This window comes from Dysgonomonas sp. ZJ709, from assembly GCF_011039195.1.
GTDB lineage: Bacteria > Bacteroidota > Bacteroidia > Bacteroidales > Dysgonomonadaceae > Dysgonomonas.
Window position 1 is genome coordinate 122,035 of record NZ_JAAKEM010000005.1, and the last position, 17,796, is coordinate 139,830.

The window sequence follows — 17,796 nt, forward strand, 5'->3', positions numbered from 1 at the left end:
CATTAAATTATTATCTAGTTCATAATAAGCGTGTCAAGTGCCAGTGCCCTAGCAATAACTATGATTGTCAAATTAAATTGTTTATACTCTATTGTTATTTTCTTTGTTTAATAATCGCTGCAATATTAATAAAAATAAATTAAAAATAACTTTTATTTAATTTATTTTTACATAAATGCGTTTTATTTATTTCTGAGATAAAGTTTCGTGTGTTAAATTGGCGTGAATTATTAATTTTTGTACGTGAATATGTAATTAACATGAATTTGACACAGAGAAACTGTAAATAATAAAATATTTACCTGAGCCTATCATCTCTTACGCCAACCTTATCTAATCTTCTCAATAAATAGGATATTATGTATAACTATAATTTGTTTCTGAAGTAGGGCCCTGTATGTTGAATTGGCGTGAATTATTAGTTTTTGTACGTGAATGTGTAATTTATGCGGGTTTGACATAAATAAGAAATGATATATGATAAAACTTTTGACTGACCTTGTCTTTCTTGTATGCTAGCCCTATCTAATCTTTTTAGTAAATAGGGTATTATGTATAACTATAATTTGTTTCTGAAATAGAGTTTCGTGTATTGAATTGGCGTGAATTGTTAGTTTTCGTACGTGAATATGTAATTTATGCGAGTTTGACACAAATAAGAAATGATATATAATAAAACTTTTGACTGCCCTTGTCTTTCTTATATGTCAGCTTTATCTAATCTTCTCAATAAATTCACATACTCTCTTTAGAAAACCTAGATAGGGCTTTTACAAAAAAGACGGATAACCAGTCTAGTACTGATTATCCGTCTTTAATTATTATTATATTTTCTTCTTAGATAGTCTGGCTACCTTCTTTTATACTTACTTTCTTACTCTTGTCTTTACCCCAAAGAATGGTCATTTCGAAAGGAATATTCGATTTCACTGTAATACTTGGAGTTTCGTCTTGCGAACTTCTCTTATTTACTTTAAAGTCCACTGTGCCCTCTGGCCCAAACGGATAACGCTCCATACCATGTGCTTCGGTATTGGTGATATCCCATACAACGGTATTGCTTGAGAAGTCTGAACGGATACCTAATATATATTCTATAAATACAGCAATAGGAGGTAATCCAGTCCAGCCCACAAACTCCTTGCGAGCCATAAAGCCCGGTTCAGTTTTTTCGGGAGCATAGTATTCCCAGAATGTACCAGTGTTTTTATATACCTCGAATACCTGATTGTAATGGTTTCTGGCAATATCTTTTGCCATCTGCGAATACCCTTTGTTTTGGAGACCTGTTATTACCATGTAGTTAGATCCCGGCCATACACCACCTTGCCAGTAGCGGCCTAGCGGGTTATATTTAGGATTGTCGGCAGAGAGAGACGGTACTCTATGCGGACGATTGAAGGTCTTAGGGTTATCCAGTTCTTTTACCAATCTGTCCATTCTGTCTTTGTTCAATACATCGGTATATAGCGACCAGTAGGCAATAATCCCTTTAGTTGTAGATAAGCTGCCATCGGCATACTGATCGTAAAGGAATCCTGTTTTCTCGTCCCACATATTGTCCTGAACATACTTAGTCAGCATCTTGATCTCATCTTCATATTCTTCAATCTCTTGCCAGCGTTCGAGGTAAAATCCCATTTCGAGCAGAATATTTGCCGTAAATATTTGTTGAAGACAAGCATCCAGCCATACCATGTGACCGTGACTGAAAATCATGCTGTATTTGGATTGTACACGTGGCATATTGTCCATACCTGTACCCCAGCCGCTCGACCAGTATGTACCATTCGGCCATGTATGATTCAGTTTCAACCATTTATAGTAGGCGCATAGTACAGGGAATATCTTATTGAGACGGTCGGAATCGCCATACTGTTTATAATAAAGCATTTCGCTCCAAGGCAATAAGTTAGGCCCTGTACTTACAGGGTCGTAACGCTCGAAACAATCTGCACCATCGCCCTTTATTTCGCGACAGATAAATCCATCGGGATGTTGCTTCGCATAGAAATTGTCAAGTGTATTCTGGAAAGGGAAGTAGCGGTATCCGTAGCGGGCAAACATCATAATGAATGCCGAGTCCCACATGAAGATGTTACCGTTGTAAGCCGTATCGAGATAGGTAGATATAAATCCCGATCCTTCTTGCGGTTGTCTGATGTTACCGATAGCAATTTGCCATGCTCTCCAATACATTTCGAGTTCCTTTTCGTGACCTTCCCAAATTGGATTAGGTAATATATTTCGGGCTTCCTCATAACTTTTGGGAGTAATGAGGTTTGGCTTTGCTACACGAAATTCATTTTCGGCAACAAGAGCTTCCTTTACGTATGTGTTTTTGTAAGGCAAGTTATACTTTGGAGGAGCAGCATCATTTTCCTGCGAAAACAGGTTCGGAGAAAACAGGATTGACGCAAATAAGATTATCGATATTGATAATAATTTTTTCATAACAGAATATCTATAAGTAGTGTTTATTATTTTTCGGGTACATACAACATATTGTCGGGTATAGGTATTTCGAGAATACTACGCGAGGAGATGCCGACTTCGAGGCTTTCTCCCATATAATCTTCGAAATAAAGAACTTTCAGTTCGTGATAGCCTGCTTCTAAAGCAATCTTGCCTTCTCTGCGCCTTGCATTGTGCGAACCATCGTTATCGACAACGAGTTTTCCATTTATAAAGAGCTTAGAGCCATCGTCGGAATGTGTGTAGAAACGATACATACCCCTCTCCAATATTTTAATCAATGTTTTAAACTCAAAGGCAAACGAGTCTTGTGCAGATGCAGGAGCTAAAGATATATTATTTATTATACCCGTTTTGAGTGGCGTTAATGATGCTATTCTGTCGGTCGATTTTATTCTTCCTTCATAGTAGGTATAAGCTACACCTTGCTTCTTAGGGTTAGTTTTTATCGCAGGCATGTATTGAGCAGACGCTTCTTCCTGTGCCGATATTCCAGATGGATAATAATACAGCAAATCAGTCCCCGATTTAGTTCTGATCCATGTGTCGAACTGATTTTCTCCTTCGTACATTGTAATAATACGGGCACCTCTTTCAAAATCACCGTAAGCATCAGCACCCGTCACGCGCCCATAAGCAAGAGCTATGTCGTGGAGTATGCCGATGTAGTTATTATCGTGATCATGTCCTACGAATGTACCCATTACATCACCTTTCTCCATAAGCGAGCAGAAAAAGCCGGAATTAACGACGGGTGACGAAACACCTTCTTCGTTTTTTGCTCCATGAGTTGTATCTTTTCCTATTATCTCTTTATATTCGGGAAGGGGAATATGAAAAAAAGCGAGAGAGGGGAGCGGTTTCCCATTATTTTGAGCTGTATACTTATCGCTAGTCTTTCTGTACCAATCTATCTGATCGAAATGTATCCAATCATAGTGACCCAGTTTTTGATCGGCAGGATAATCATTCGAGTCCACACAGTATAATACCGCTGCAATTTTAGAGCCTTGCGAACTTAATATTGGCAGTGAATAATTACCGCAACCTGTCAGTTCTTCGCCTTGTTCACCTATATAGTAAGGCATACCTTCGAGAAACTCAAATACACCATCGCGCGTAAGATCGTCTTCCGAATCGTGGTTTCCCAACGTTATTGCCCAAGGAGTCTTAGCCTCTTCAAATATTTTAGCAACCGTGAGCCATCCTTCTTTTACCGAATCTTTCCAAACGACATCACCCGAGAGAATTGCTACATCGGGTTTTTCAGTTTCCAATACATGTTTTATAGTCTCTGCTGTTTTGATGGAATTCGGAGAGCCATGTATCCAATGTAGATCTGTGAATTGAGCTATCTTAAATTGTCCTTTCTTATTGAACTTCAATTGTATATCGGATGCATTTGCAACCAAAGAGCAAAGAAAGAGAGCGATTGTAAAAATCAATTGTTTTTTCATAATCAGCTTATTTTAATCCCATAAGAGATTTTATTCTATGGAATATCTGCGTATTCGGATATACACCTGTAAGTTTAGATGCTCCGGGTCCGTAAGCAAATACAGGAAGCATAATCGGTGTGTGATCGTCAGTCATATAACGTGCTGTGATATGCCCTTTTGCTCTGTCTCCGTCTACTAATGTCAATCCGCCTGTTTCGTGATCGCCTGTCACTATAATTAGTGTTTCGCCATTCTTATCAGCAAATTTCATTGCTTCGGCAACAGCCAGATCAAAGCTTAGTGTTTCCATTATCGAACCTGGTAGCGAGTTGGCATGTCCTGCATAATCTATTTTTGCACCTTCTACCATCAGGAAGAAACCTTTGTCGCTTGCTCCGCTAAGTTTTTGAATAGCTTCGCGTGTAGCATCGGCTAGAAGAGAAAGGGTTTCTTCTGATGCAGCTAAGTCCATACGCTCATCTACACATATTACTTTACTTTTATCTTTGTTTATGTCATCGATAGAAGTCGAGATTCTATACTGCGATTTCAGTTCACCAAGTAAATCCCTGTTGTCTTTTCTTTTGGTAAAAACATCCATTCCGCTGCCATTAAGCAATGTTAGTTTGCCATCGAGTAACCAGTTCGTTATTTCGTCCGAATTATCACGTTCTACCGAATGTCCGTAGAATGCGGCAGGAGTCGCATCGGCAAGATTACCTAACGTAACTACACCACATGCAAAGCCTTCGGGATAAAGCACATCTGTCATCGATGGGTATGGTTTACCATCGTCACTCATGCTTATATGACGGTTGCTGTTCGATTCTCCTGTGGCTAGCGCACTACCAGCGGCAGCAGAATCGGTCGTATAGGCATCTTTCGAACTTGTCTTTTGCAGTCCGATATAGTTCATATTGAGAATTGTAAGACCATGGTTTACGGTTTCTCCTGCACATAATTGAGCTAAGCCCATACCATCACCAATAAGGAAGATGATATTTTTGATAGGCTTGATAGCTCCATCGTTGAGGTATGTCGGTTGATAAACATCTATGCCTTTCGATAATTGCAGTTTCTTGTTATTGAAACCTTGAAATCCGACAGTCGTTTTATCCAGTCGTTTCGCACGGCTCACTTCATCAGATACTTCGCTGTTGCTACCCGCTATGTGGTAGTTCTTATTTTCGAAATTTCTGAAATAATCGGCACATGCTTCAGGGCGGTCTGTATTGATATAATCTACGCCTATATTATGGAATGTATTCCAAGCCGTAACACCATCGGGAGTTCCCCAGAAACGGATAGGTTTACCCAGAGTATGTGCTTCTTTGATAGCCTGCATCACTTTCTTAAACTCATCGTTTATCATTGTGCCTTTTCCGTTCCATTGCGTATAGTCACGAAGGTTTAGGCTGATCATCGATATTCGTTTCAGTTGTTCAGGGGTATAATATGTTTTGCTGCCGTCGAACGAAACAACTGCTGGGTATTTCCCATAATCGTTGGGATCGGGAAGATTGCCCGATATTACAACACGTACGGCATAGGGATTAACTGTTGGATCAAATACTTCGGGATAAACCTGCAATTTCTTAATAAGAATATCTAATGTCGGATTTGCAGGAGTTTTTAAATCGACCAGAAGAGTAAGTATATTATCCGAGTTTTTCCAAGCCTTACCATTGTTTTGCTTATATAGATTGACCAATGGCAAAATATACGATTCCTCTAGGGTAGGAGCAGTGGTTAGCTGATCACGATCGTGAGCTACTAACAATTCATTGGGCTTGTTGGTGGTGTAAATATCGGCTTCTATAGATGCTACTTGCTGTGCATAAGCCTGATAAAATGGAACGCGCTGCTCATAATCGTTATGAGAATGTATAAGTATGGTTTTTTGTGCAAATACTATTCCCGAACATATAATGGTAAGCCCTAGAAATAAAATCCGCCTTAATATTGTTTTATTCATGATCTGAATAGTTTGATTTATTTAATTTCGATTTCTGCAACAATAAGTGAGTGATCCGAAATGAATTTATCGTTCATCTTTTCAGGTAAAACGGCATGCTTTTCCACTAAAATTCCTTTGCTTACAAAGATATAATCGATAAACTCTCTTTGCTCAACGGGTAATCTTCCAAAGTCGTGGAATGTCCATTGTGTTCCGCTGGTTGTAGATGCTATATCTTTGCTGTGGATCAAATGTTGTGGATTTGAAGTATCTGTTACGTGTTTGATAACATCCGATTCAGGCGTTGCATTGAAATCTCCTGTCATAATTATAGGGAAACCCTTAGCCAATTCGGTAGCACGATCTAATAATAGAGTTACGCCTTCCTGACGGGCTATTTTACCTACATGATCTAAGTGGGTATTGATAAAAAATACTTGCTTTTTAGTCTCTTTGTCCTGTAATACAGCCCATGTAGCAATGCGTTCACATGCACCGTCCCATCCTTTAGAGCCTGCAATTTCGGGTGTTTCGCTCAACCAGAAATAGCCGGACTGAATTTCGTTGAATTTATCTGTTTTATAAAGAATAGCACTATACTCACCTTTGTCTATTCCATCTTCGCGACCTACACCTATTGCAGTGTATTTGGGTAAACGCTCTTTCAAATCGTTGAGTTGGTGCGACAATACTTCCTGCGTTCCTACTATATCGATATCGTGGTCTTTTATAACTTGTGCTGCAATGTCTTTGCGGTATTGCCAGCTATTGAGACTGTCTCCGGCGTTATCGTAACGAACATTAAAACTCATAATATTCAGATCGACTGTTTTGCTTTCGCACGAAACAAATAGAATTAAGGCTACTAGGTAAAATAACTTTTTCATGGTGGTATTATTATAGATTAATTTCTTTTTAAATAAAAAACACTTGCGGAAGCTTCTAAATGAGCTATGCATAGATACAAAGATAATACCTGTGGATGTACAGACAAAGTGTTCTATTCGATTTGTTTTGTTAATTGATAGTTACGAAGCCATTTCATGTTTTATACGACTCTTTATTTTCGTCGCTCTCCAAAGTTAAGATTACATCTTCACCTAATATTAATTCCGTATACAGAAAAATCAGTTCTGTATATAAAATATAGCTCTCTGTCTATTTTCAAAATATGGCTTTTGCTGATAATCTACTTTTGGTTCTATAATCAAAATAAAAACTATAATTAATATAAAACTAAAGGATTATGAAAAATAAATTCAATTCACTAATAGCATTCTTGCTATTCTTATTTGTATCGGTTGGCATGTCGGCACAAACAATACGGGGTGTGGTAGTCGACTATGCCTCGGGTTCGCCATTGTCGTATGTTACTATCGGGCTTTTAGATAAACCCGAGATAGGAACAATGACGGATAGCTTAGGGCGATTCTCTTTGAAAAATGTGCCTGTCGGACGTCATACAGTACAAGCTACATCAGTAGGTTACGAACCCAATATATTTCGTGAAATATTAGTTACATCAGCAAAGGAAGTCTATTTGGAGATTCCATTGACTGAAAATATACAGGAGTTGGGCGAGGTAGTTTTTACTCAACGAACAAATAAAGACAGGGCGCTTAATAGTATGGCGACGACCGGAGCGCGTATGCTTAGTGTAGAAGAAGCGAACCGCTTTGCGGGTGGAATGGATGATCCGGCTCGTTTGGTGGGCTCTTTTGCCGGAGTAGTTTCTAGTGTAGGTAACAATGGTATATCGGTACATGGTAATGCACCACATTTGTTGCAATGGAAACTCGAAGATGTCGAGATACCAAATCCGAATCACTTTGCAGATATTTCGACATTGGGTGGTGGTGTATTATCTTCGTTAAGTAGTAATGTGTTAGGGAATTCCGATTTCTTTACAGGAGCTTTTCCTGGCGAATATGGCAATGCTGTATCGGGTGTGTTCGATATGAAACTGCGAAATGGTAATAATCAGAAGTATGAGAATGCTTTTCAGATAGGTATCTTAGGTATCGACTTTGCTTCGGAAGGACCTTTCAGTAAAAAACATAATTCGTCTTATATATTCAATTATCGTTATTCAACTACAAGTTTCTTAGATCTTGGCGGAAATCTCGATTATCAGGATTTAAACTTCAAAGTGAATTTTCCTACCAAGAATGCCGGTGTATTTTCAGTTTGGGGAACAGCTTTATTGGATAAATTCACAAATGATTTTGAAGAAAATCCGGATGAATGGGAATTTATGGATGACAATAAGAAGTCGAGAGCAAAACAATCTGCGCTAGCCGCAGGGGTTACTCACCGTTATTTTTTCAATAGCAATTCTCAATTGAAAACTACTTTGGCTACAACTTATGCCAGTAATGAAGCCAGTGAAGATGCATTCGATACGAAAATGAATTCTACACCTACGTTGGATATGGACACCCGCAATACCAATTTGATATTCAACACATCTTTCAATCGCAAATTCAGCTCAAGATTTACAAGTAAAACAGGCTTTACTTTTACCAGAATGTTTTATAATTTGGATTTACGAATGGCTCCTTTTAGAGAAAAGCCATTGGAAACCATATCGCAAGGTGATGGCAGCACCAATCTGATAGCGGCTTACACTAGTGCTGCAATAGGACTTAGTGATAAACTTACAATGAATCTTGGAGTAAACAGTCAGATACTAACATTGAATAATAGTTTTACAATCGAGCCACGTGTGGGTATGAAATGGCAAGCGAGTAACAGAGCATCGTTTGCTGTGGCCTATGGTCTGCATAGCCGCATGGAGAAAATGGATGTGTTTTATGTCAGAACAGCAGGGGCGGATAGTAAGCCTGTTAATCAAGATCTTGATTTTACGAAAGCTCATCACTTGATGCTTACTTTTAATTATAAGATATCGGATAACGTGAATCTGAAAATAGAGCCTTATTTCCAATCATTATTCGACGTGCCTGTTATTGCAGACAGTTCTTACTCTGTACTCAACCGTAAAACATTCTATGTAGAAGATGCACTTGTGAACAAGGGTAAAGGACGTAATTACGGAGTCGATCTTACTTTGGAGAGATATTTAGATAAAGGCTTTTATTATATGCTTACAGGATCGGTATTCAGTTCGAAATACAAGGGCGGAGACGGTGTTTGGCACAATACGAAGTTTAATCGCAACTACGCTTTCAATGTCTTAGTGGGTAAAGAGTGGATGATGGGATCGAATAAGCAAAATATATTGGGAGCCAACCTCCGGTTTACTCTTCAGGGTGGTGAGCGTTATTCTCCGGTCGATGTAGAGGCTACAATGGAACATCCTGACAAGGAAGTGCAGTATGATGAAACAAGAGCGTATTCGAAGCAACTATCGCCTATGTTTGTAACCAATGCTTCGATAAGTTATAAAATGAACAAGAAAAAAGTATCGCATGAGTTTGCAATCAATATACTTAATTTAACCGGCTATGAAGAGTTTTTGGGACACCAGTATAATCTGAAAACAGGTGAGATAGAACTTTATCGTCAGGCTACAAGTTTACCCAATATTAGCTATAAATTGCACTTTTGAGCGAAAAGAAAAAATAAAAATAGTAAATTCGAATGTTGAAGATAATTAACAAGCGTATGCCGGAAACGAATATAGAAAAACAATCTTATTTATATAAAGTTTTAATCGATCCTAGCTATAGGATATGGAGGTACGCGCTGTTAATTTTGGCTTTCGGTATCATGGCTATTAATAAGACACTGGTAAATTTTAAGGGTATATTGCCGGAGTTGGGCAATAAGGTATATATAGTAGCCGGTCTTATATTTACGACTTATATGACTATTATCTTCTTAAACCGATATTCTTCAAAATATTTACTAAAGAAGAAATATATAGTGTACGTACTGCTCATTCTCTTCATTACGTTCTGTTTTATGGTGATCCAAAATTGTATGGAATATCTGATATTACTGAATTATGGAGTAGAACTCAATTATAGCTTTCTTCTTCTCGACAATATATCCTCTTACATTGTATACTTGATATGTTTTGCAGGAATGTCTATCCCCGTGTTTTTAAAGCATTGGATGGAATATAACAAGCGTGTTAATCAACTCGAGAATAATAAGATATATTCGGAGGTAGAACTACTGAAAGAGCAGATTAGTCCGATACTGTTATTCAATATATTGAATCGTACAGGCGTTTTAGCTAAGAATGAGCCGGAGAGGGCTTCTAATATGCTGATGAAATTAAGTCAATTGCTTCGCTATCAGTTGTACGATTGTAATCGTGAAAAGGTATTGTTGTCGTCGGAAATTACATTTTTGAAAAATTATCTGGAGTTAGAACAATTGTATTCCCCACTTTTGCACTTTTCGTTGAATAGCGAAGGTGATTTTTATGGGAGGTTTGTTCCGCCTTTAATTTTTCTTCCTTTTATCCAACTGATGGTAAATTCCACAAAGCAAGAGGGGAAGGGGCTTGTCGAAGTTTCTATATCTGCACATCAAGATGAAGTTTTGCTTGAGTGTACAGTCAATAATGTAAATATTGGAGCATCTGCCCCTGAGTATCAAAAGGCTGTACAGCGACTCGATATGCTGTATAAAAAAAGCTATTCATTGTCGTTATACAATAATGAGGACGCAAATCAGACAATAGTTAGTTTGAAAATAAATTGACAGAATCACGATGATAAAAATTGATAATAATATAGTTCCTAAGTTCTTATTAAGTCCTAATTGGCGTGTTTGGAGGCATTTGCTGCTTTGGGGTTTGATCTTCTTTATTTCAGCAGGATTTATATGGAACACTCCCGGAGAGTATGGGGCAGGAGTGAAAAAAGCTATCGGATTGGCATTCTATATGTTTGTATTTATGGGTGGTATATATCTGAATATTTACTGTCTGGTTCCTAAGTTATTATTGAAAAACAGGCTATGGCTTTACTTTATATCCTTGCTGGGGGTTGTGTTTTTGATAATTGTACTTATTTTTATCGCTCAAGAATCTATTTATCAGTCTAATACTCCGTTAGGTGATGTTGGCTATGGATTTGCTATAATCAGCTCGTTGTCGGCAGTAATTTCGTTTGTCTTTCTGTTTGCAGGAACCGGTAGTGTTTTGCTATTCAAACATTGGATGACCTACATGCAGCGGGTAGATGAACTTGAGTCTGCAACTTTACAATCAGAATTGAAATTACTTAAAGACCAGATCAATCCGCATTTTCTTTTCAATATGCTCAACAATGCCAATGTATTGATAAAAAGAAGGCGTGAGGAGGCATCGGAAGTACTATTCAAACTTGAAGACTTGTTGAGGTATCAGATAAACGATAGCTCAAGGGATAAAGTGCTGCTAACATCGGATATTCGCTTTTTGGATGACTTCCTTAAATTGGAAAAGATACGGCGCGACAAATTTGAGTATGTAATATCAAAAGAAGGTATTATTAATGAAGTATGGATTTCACCTCTTTTGTTTATACCGTTTGTCGAAAATGCCGTGAAACATAATCCGGATAGTGAAAATGAATCGTATGTATATCTGACATTCAAAGTGTGGAATAACAAACTAGAGTTCAGATGTGAGAATTCAAAGCCGGTTACTACTTTCGAAAAAAGTAGTGTCGGAGGTCTTGGTTTGAAAAACGTAAAGCGTCGTTTAGAATTATTATACGCAGATCGTCATTCGTTAGAGATTAAAGAAGACGATAAGTCGTACGTCGTTAACATGCAAATAGAATTATAATATGAAATGTATAATAGTAGATGATGAACCTCTGGCTCGCGAAGCTATCGAAATATTAATAGATGAGGTGAGTGGAATAGATTTGATCGGTTCATTCAATAATGCGACCTCTGCCGCTAAGTTTATAAAAGAGCAGCCTGTCGATCTGATATTTCTCGATATACAGATGCCTAATATAACAGGTATAGAATTTGCCCGTGATATCCCCAAAAGTACACTGGTTATATTTACAACAGCTTATGCCGAATATGCTTTGGATAGTTACGAGGTGGAAGCAATCGACTATCTGATTAAGCCTGTCGAATTGGATCGTTTCAAGAAAGCAGTCGAAAAAGCTGTTGCTTATCATTCTCTTTTGATGAGAGAAGAAAAAGAGGATATAGATGTAGAGAATATAGAGAATATAGAGAACGAATCTATTTTTGTAAAGTCTGACCGTCGCTATTTTAAAGTTAATCTCAAAGATATTCTTTTTATCGAAGGACTGAAAGATTATGTAATTATTCAGTTACAAGATCAGCGTATTATCACAAAGATGAACCTGAAAACGATGCATGAACTTCTTCCTCAAAAAACGTTCCAAAGGATCAACAGATCTTATATTGTTAATATCAATCAGATTGATTCGTTCGACAATAACGATGTATTTATAAAGACGCACGAAATAGCAATAGGGAATTTTTACAGGGATTCTTTTTTTGAAGAATTTGTCTCAAAAAGAGTATGAGGTAGTTTTAAAAGATCAAAGAGGGGGGGCACAAGTAATTTTTCGTATAATATTGTCATCCTGAACGGAGAGAAGGATCTCTCAATGAAGAGTCGGGATTCTTCACTTCGTTCAGAATGACAAAAAAGAGTATCACTTAGATAGTGTACCTTCATTTATGACGCTCCATCTTCGATCTTTAGAGATATTGGTATGGAAATTTAAAAAGAATTATTTGTCGGATTTTCTGTTATGTTCTACCCAAACTAATTTAGACGTATCATAACCTAAATCCTGTGCTTTTTGAAGATACGATTCTTTTATCTTCTCTGGCATTGTTGTCTCTCTCGATAATAACCATAGATAGTTGAAGTTTTTGCCTGCAACCAATGCATATTTATAATCCTTATCTATATCGATAACGTTATAACCTGCATAAAACGGACCGAAAAAGGATACCTTAAGCTTCGCTTCATCAGCCGAATCAACAAATTTAGCCTTTCCGGTAGCTTCCTTCTCTTCGCCTTTCTTATAATTATAACCACGATTTACAACCTTGATACTACCATCTTTATTCAATGAATATTCGGCAGTAGTATTATTCATATCTTTTTCGAAACGAAAATCGAGACGTGCTATCTCATACCATTTGCCAAGATATTTATCTTTATCGAATGGTTTTACAGCCGACACACCTTTTGGTATCGTATTACACGAGTTGAGGATAAGTGCAGTGCCAATAGCCAATGTGACACTTCCTGCTAATATGCCTATGTTCTTATATTTGCTCATAGTTTATGATATTCTAATCTTAATAATTAGGAGAAACTTATTTCTTAGCCTTAGGTTTGTGATCTTTGTCTTTCAGATCATGTATTTTATCTTTAATTATTTCTTTCTCTTCGCTGATTTTGATTTTAGCATCATGTTTGGCATTATCGATAACCTTTTTCGTTTTTTCTACAGCTCTTTCAATTTTACCTTCCAGTTTGTCTTTTGCTCTTAGAGCTTCGTCTTTCAAATCTTTATCCATAATCGTAAAATTTTAATTGTTGTGTAAGACTAAATTTTAAATAAATCTGTTATCTAATATAACATTGCGACAATGTATTTAGGTTGTTGTATTAGATTTATTTAAGTATTATATATTGAGTCGTCGAACTATACTATATATATTTACACTATTAATTAAACCTTAATTTTTATGATAAGAAAAGGACTTTATTCGCTACTATTGGTAATTGTGCTAACATCTTGTGCTTCTACATTCGGGGTTGCAAATCTTAATTCTAAGATTAAAAAATTAGAACTCGGAATGACTAAGAAAGAAGCATTAAGTATTGTTGGGAAAGAATATGATTTGGTAGTGGCTTCTCAGACAGCCGATGGAAGGCTCGAAGTGCTGCGTTTCACACCTGTTGCCGGTCGTATTTATCTATTGCATTTCCTCAATGGTGAACTTGTCGAATATCATGAAGAAGTGCCATTTCATGGACCTCGTGATGTGCGAATTATAAATGAAGATATAAACGAATAGATATAGAATTTTGATAGATTAAAAAAAGGTTATGTCTTAGGTAAATGTACAACATCTAAGCGTTACTCTCTTTTGTCATTCTGAACGAAGTGAAGAATCCTGACTATCAATAAGAGATCCTTCTCTCTGTTCAGGATGACAATATCATGCGAAAAATTACTTATCACATACCCTCCGTATTTTATTCAAATAACTAACCAGAACAGCAATGCTAATGTAAAACCTAATAAAGAGGTGAAAAACATGAAGCCGCCTATTTTGTCGTATTTTCTTGACAGATAGGGCTTTCGCCTTCTGACTAACCCCGATATAAACCAATAAGAAATACTTAAGACAAAAAGGATTATACTTGCAACTAAAAATATTATATCGACTTTCATGACAGCATTGAGTTATAAGATTAATTATTATTCCACTATTAAGCAAAAGACATGTCTAATGTCGCATCTTGAAGTTATAACAATTAATCAAGCACAAAAGATCAAAAGGAAAGGTTTATTTTACAGCGAATTGCTCTTAATGGATCTCACCTTTAAATTTCCATTTCTTATCACTACCGTCAAAAGCAACAGAGAACATATCCGCAGAAGGTAGCCTTAAATAAGGGAATTGTCCGTTTAGTGCTGCCCTTATTCCTTCAATATTGGCTACATAGTAGTTCCAGTCTAAAATTGTGGCATAGTCGGCATTCACTCTTTCCATATTGGATCCTTTGATTGCAATGTTGATGTCTTCGACTGTTTTCTTAATATCAGAATTATCCCTTTTGACAGTTAATTCATTGTATTTTTCCATGTAATTCTTAGATAGTTCTTCAAAGTCCATATCTGATCAATTTTAGGGGTTATTTATCCATTAAAATTACGAATAAAATTTACCGTAGAAAATATCTTATAGTTTTTTATATAAAACAAAATACGATATGAATGGTTTGTTGGATTTACTCACTTTTCAGATCTTCTAATTCACTTAAATGTGTTTTTATTTTTTTGAATTCTTTTGGTATCGTAATTCTTAGCCTTATATAGGTACTGATTATCATCGATAGAGCAATTAATACCATAAATAAAATCGAATCTTTAGAAATGGAAATATTAAATATTTTGAATGCTCCTATGATTATGATCGGGCAAATAATAAATACACAAACATTCAATTTTTTCTCGAATGATTCCAGCTTCAGTATCGTTTTTTGAGTCTTCAGTATTGGCTCTGTGAAATCTATTTTCAACAAGCAAGTATAGTAATATATCTGTGCAATAAAAGTGACTATTATTGGTGTGAAAAACGATATAAGGCTTATATAAAACCATGCAGACCCATCATTTACAATTCGGGGATACACGATCATTACAAGAACTAGCGGTACGGTTATACAACTCATTAAAAGCAACAGTAACCGTTTGATTTTTAATTTGCTGAAAGATTGGCGAAGCTTTTCGTGCATAACGTTTCTGTTTATTTTTATACTTTTTGATATACTGTCATCAGTTTCGTGCCAACGACTTTTTATTTCTTCGAGTTCCATATTTGTGAGGTTATTTTATTTGTTCATATATTATTTTCAATTCCTCTCTGATTCGCGAGAGACGTGTACTTACATTGGTTCGTGATATGCCGACAATATCTGCAATTTCGTCGTTCGATTTATCCTCCAGATAGAGTAATATGATTGCCTTGTTTATGCGATTCAATTTTGAAATGCATTCGTAGATTGTTCTAAGTTCCTGCTCCCGTATAAATTCGGCTTCGGAATCCATAATTGTAGTGTTAGCGAAAATATTAATTTCATCGACAAATACAATCTTCCCATTGTCCCTACTCCGTTTTGTTTTCAGGGATATATTAAGGGTGACTCTGTATAGCCACGTGGAGACTTTCGAGTCACCTCTGAACTTTGGATATGATTGCCACAACTCTAAAATAATATCGTTTACCAGATCTTTTTTGTCTTGCGATGTATAGGCATATACACTTGCAGCTTTGGCTATGAATCCCATGTTTCTTTCTAAAATATCGAGAAACTCAGTCTCCCTTTTATTCTTACTACTCATTTGCTTTACTTTTTGCAATAAGATTGATATTCTTCCCGATAAGTATACAATCAGATTCTATAACGAAGTCTGGTTGCTGGATTAGTGAAATAGCTATACTGCTTAGTGATTTTATATTCATGATAACTAAAATTAAATTAATATGTAAAAAACCGGTTACATAAATTTAGTACCACAACGGCTGGAAAGGTCACAAAAAAAATGAATATTTTGTATGACAATGAAAAACACCCAATTTTACACTATAAAATGTAAAACTGGGTGTTTCTTGTAACTATCTGTTTGTCAGTGTTTATTGCGGAGAGGAAGGGATTCGAACCCCCGAAACAGTTACCCGTTTACATGCTTTCCAAGCATGCGCCATCGACCACTCGGCCACCTCTCCTTATCAAATTGCGACGGCAAATATAAGATTAATTTTCTATTCTGAATAATCGTTTTGCATTTTCGGTCGTAATATTACCTACTTCTTCCGGACTGATGCCATATATTTCGGCTAATCTCTCTACTACCTTGATCGTGTACGACGATTCATTTCTTTTACCTCTATAAGGAATAGGGCTAAGGTATGGCGAATCGGTTTCTACTATAATATGCGAAAGGTCTGTCTCTTTCAGTACAGTTGATAAAGAGGAATTCTTGAATGTAACAACCCCGTTGATACCCAACATGAAATTTTGGAGAGCTAATATCTCTTTCAATTCTTCTGTTGTTCCTCCGAAACTGTGGAATACACCCCTTAGTTTATCACTTCCCACTTTTTTGATGCTTTCTATACATTCGCATATAGCATCGCGAGAATGAATGGCAACAGGGAGGTTGTACTCTATGCTCCAACGAAGCTGTTCTTCGAAAGCCTCCTTTTGTTGTTCCTCATATTTCTTGTCCCAATAAAGGTCTATACCTATTTCGCCAACGGCAATATAAGATCGTTTGCTAAATTGTTCTTTTAAGATTGCTAGTTCTTCTTCCCAGTTTTCTCCGACACTTGTGGGGTGCAATCCCATCATCGGGATGCAGTAATTGGGATAGTTGTCCGCTAATAAGTGTAGCTGGCCTATTGTAGAAGAATCTATGTTCGGTAATAATATTTTTTCGACCCCAACTTGTTTCGCTCTGGTGATAGCATCACCTATGTCATGTTTAAACTCATCAGCATAAATATGCGAATGAGTATCAATTATCTTCATTTTCTCTTTCTCCTTTTCTGAGGTAATACACAACACCAAAATCTTTGCATCTTTTCAATCGTTCCTCGCTAGGTAAGTAAGCGAAATACGCCTCTATCTGATTCCAAAGTTCATGAAGAACCTTATCGACATCCTTACGTTGAACACTCAAAGCTTCCAATTGTCTGCCGGTGTTGTTTTGATATGTTTTCTGAGCAATATAAGCATCCTTGAATTGAGAGAAAGCTACATTGACACGTGCAATAGTTGGGTTGTAGACAGGGATGCCTCCTTGTGCGAGACGGGCTTGCTCTCCCTTTATAATATTTTCGCCCCAAGCGAGTAAAGACTCATTACTCGTAAGGTCGGGAATCGTATAATTGTCAGGATCGAGATGATAAAGAGATTTCATTTCTTTTTTTATCTCATTACGAATCACACAGAAGTTAAATACCTGAATAAAGTGAGATATATAAAGACGTGCGTTTTTGATAAGCTTCTGCATCTTTCTGTTTGCAGTAGCTTGCGTTTCCAAACTTGCTCTATAATGATTTTGCGATGTCTCAAAAGTACGAAGCATCACTTCCAGCTTTTTCACATCCAAGCTTACTACGTCCTGCCCGAAGAGAGAACTGTTTTTCTCTATGGCTGTCTTTAATGCTTTTATTCGTGCATTATCAGTATTAGGTAGGCGACGGTAAGGCATATCT

General features: G+C 36.8%; 16 protein-coding genes and 1 tRNA gene. 5 read left to right on the plus strand and 12 right to left on the minus strand.

Annotation, left to right across the window (positions count from 1 at the left end):
- Positions 1-837: 837 nt before the first annotated feature.
- From G7Y56_RS05755 to G7Y56_RS05770, 4 genes are read right to left on the minus strand one after another with little or no spacing between them, the layout of a single operon-like run.
- Positions 838-2,454, minus strand: coding sequence for a trehalase family glycosidase (locus tag G7Y56_RS05755; RefSeq protein ID WP_165041838.1), 1,617 nt, complete (start codon positions 2,452-2,454; stop codon positions 838-840).
- Positions 2,455-2,480: 26 nt separating this feature from the next.
- On the minus strand, positions 2,481-3,932 hold the full coding sequence (locus G7Y56_RS05760) for a PA14 domain-containing protein (RefSeq protein WP_165041840.1): 1,452 nt from the start codon (positions 3,930-3,932) through the stop codon (positions 2,481-2,483).
- 7 nt (positions 3,933-3,939) lie between these two features.
- Positions 3,940-5,889 carry an alkaline phosphatase gene (locus tag G7Y56_RS05765; protein WP_165041842.1) on the minus strand — a complete coding sequence of 650 codons (1,950 nt, stop codon included), beginning with the start codon at positions 5,887-5,889 and terminating at the stop codon, positions 3,940-3,942.
- A gap of 17 nt (positions 5,890-5,906) precedes the next feature.
- Positions 5,907-6,758, minus strand: a complete 852-nt coding sequence (locus G7Y56_RS05770; RefSeq protein WP_165041844.1) for an endonuclease/exonuclease/phosphatase family protein — start codon at positions 6,756-6,758, stop codon at positions 5,907-5,909.
- A 359-nt stretch (positions 6,759-7,117) separates the two neighbouring features.
- Here G7Y56_RS05770 and G7Y56_RS05775 point away from each other — a divergent pair, with 359 nt between their 5' ends.
- From G7Y56_RS05775 to G7Y56_RS05790, 4 genes are read left to right on the plus strand one after another with little or no spacing between them, the layout of a single operon-like run.
- A complete protein-coding gene (locus G7Y56_RS05775; protein WP_165041846.1) occupies positions 7,118-9,442 on the plus strand; it encodes a TonB-dependent receptor in 2,325 nt (774 codons plus the stop codon).
- Between the two features lie 32 nt (positions 9,443-9,474).
- On the plus strand, positions 9,475-10,548 hold the full coding sequence (locus tag G7Y56_RS05780; protein WP_165041849.1) for a sensor histidine kinase: 1,074 nt from the start codon (positions 9,475-9,477) through the stop codon (positions 10,546-10,548).
- A gap of 10 nt (positions 10,549-10,558) precedes the next feature.
- Complete coding sequence (locus tag G7Y56_RS05785) at positions 10,559-11,620, plus strand: sensor histidine kinase (RefSeq protein WP_165041851.1); 1,062 nt, start codon at positions 10,559-10,561, stop codon at positions 11,618-11,620.
- Between the two features lies 1 nt (position 11,621).
- A complete protein-coding gene (locus G7Y56_RS05790; RefSeq protein WP_165041853.1) occupies positions 11,622-12,347 on the plus strand; it encodes a LytTR family DNA-binding domain-containing protein in 726 nt (241 codons plus the stop codon).
- A gap of 210 nt (positions 12,348-12,557) precedes the next feature.
- Here G7Y56_RS05790 and G7Y56_RS05795 read toward each other — a convergent pair whose 3' ends face one another.
- Positions 12,558-13,118 (minus strand): lipocalin family protein, encoded by a 561-nt coding sequence (locus G7Y56_RS05795; protein WP_165022603.1) that lies wholly within the window; start codon positions 13,116-13,118, stop codon positions 12,558-12,560.
- 37 nt (positions 13,119-13,155) lie between these two features.
- Complete coding sequence (locus G7Y56_RS05800) at positions 13,156-13,359, minus strand: hypothetical protein (protein WP_165022606.1); 204 nt, start codon at positions 13,357-13,359, stop codon at positions 13,156-13,158.
- Between the two features lie 171 nt (positions 13,360-13,530).
- Here G7Y56_RS05800 and G7Y56_RS05805 point away from each other — a divergent pair, with 171 nt between their 5' ends.
- Entirely contained in the window at positions 13,531-13,863 is a 333-nt protein-coding gene (locus G7Y56_RS05805) for a hypothetical protein (RefSeq protein ID WP_165022609.1), read from the plus strand.
- A 516-nt stretch (positions 13,864-14,379) separates the two neighbouring features.
- On the opposite strand, the gene G7Y56_RS05810 is transcribed toward G7Y56_RS05805, so the two are convergent.
- The 6 genes from G7Y56_RS05810 to G7Y56_RS05835 all read right to left on the minus strand — a co-directional run bounded on the left by G7Y56_RS05810 (position 14,380) and on the right by G7Y56_RS05835 (position 17,792).
- Entirely contained in the window at positions 14,380-14,688 is a 309-nt protein-coding gene (locus G7Y56_RS05810; RefSeq protein WP_165022615.1) for a hypothetical protein, read from the minus strand.
- 115 nt (positions 14,689-14,803) lie between these two features.
- Positions 14,804-15,391 (minus strand): hypothetical protein, encoded by a 588-nt coding sequence (locus G7Y56_RS05815; RefSeq protein ID WP_165041855.1) that lies wholly within the window; start codon positions 15,389-15,391, stop codon positions 14,804-14,806.
- A 10-nt stretch (positions 15,392-15,401) separates the two neighbouring features.
- Positions 15,402-15,917, minus strand: coding sequence for an RNA polymerase sigma factor (locus tag G7Y56_RS05820; RefSeq protein WP_165041857.1), 516 nt, complete (start codon positions 15,915-15,917; stop codon positions 15,402-15,404).
- A 298-nt stretch (positions 15,918-16,215) separates the two neighbouring features.
- Positions 16,216-16,302 (minus strand) — tRNA-Ser (locus G7Y56_RS05825).
- A gap of 28 nt (positions 16,303-16,330) precedes the next feature.
- A complete protein-coding gene (locus G7Y56_RS05830; RefSeq protein WP_165041859.1) occupies positions 16,331-17,107 on the minus strand; it encodes a TatD family hydrolase in 777 nt (258 codons plus the stop codon).
- Entirely contained in the window at positions 17,094-17,792 is a 699-nt protein-coding gene (locus tag G7Y56_RS05835) for a hypothetical protein (RefSeq protein ID WP_165041861.1), read from the minus strand. The genes G7Y56_RS05830 and G7Y56_RS05835 overlap by 14 nt, the downstream gene beginning before the upstream one ends.
- Positions 17,793-17,796 lie beyond the last annotated feature (4 nt).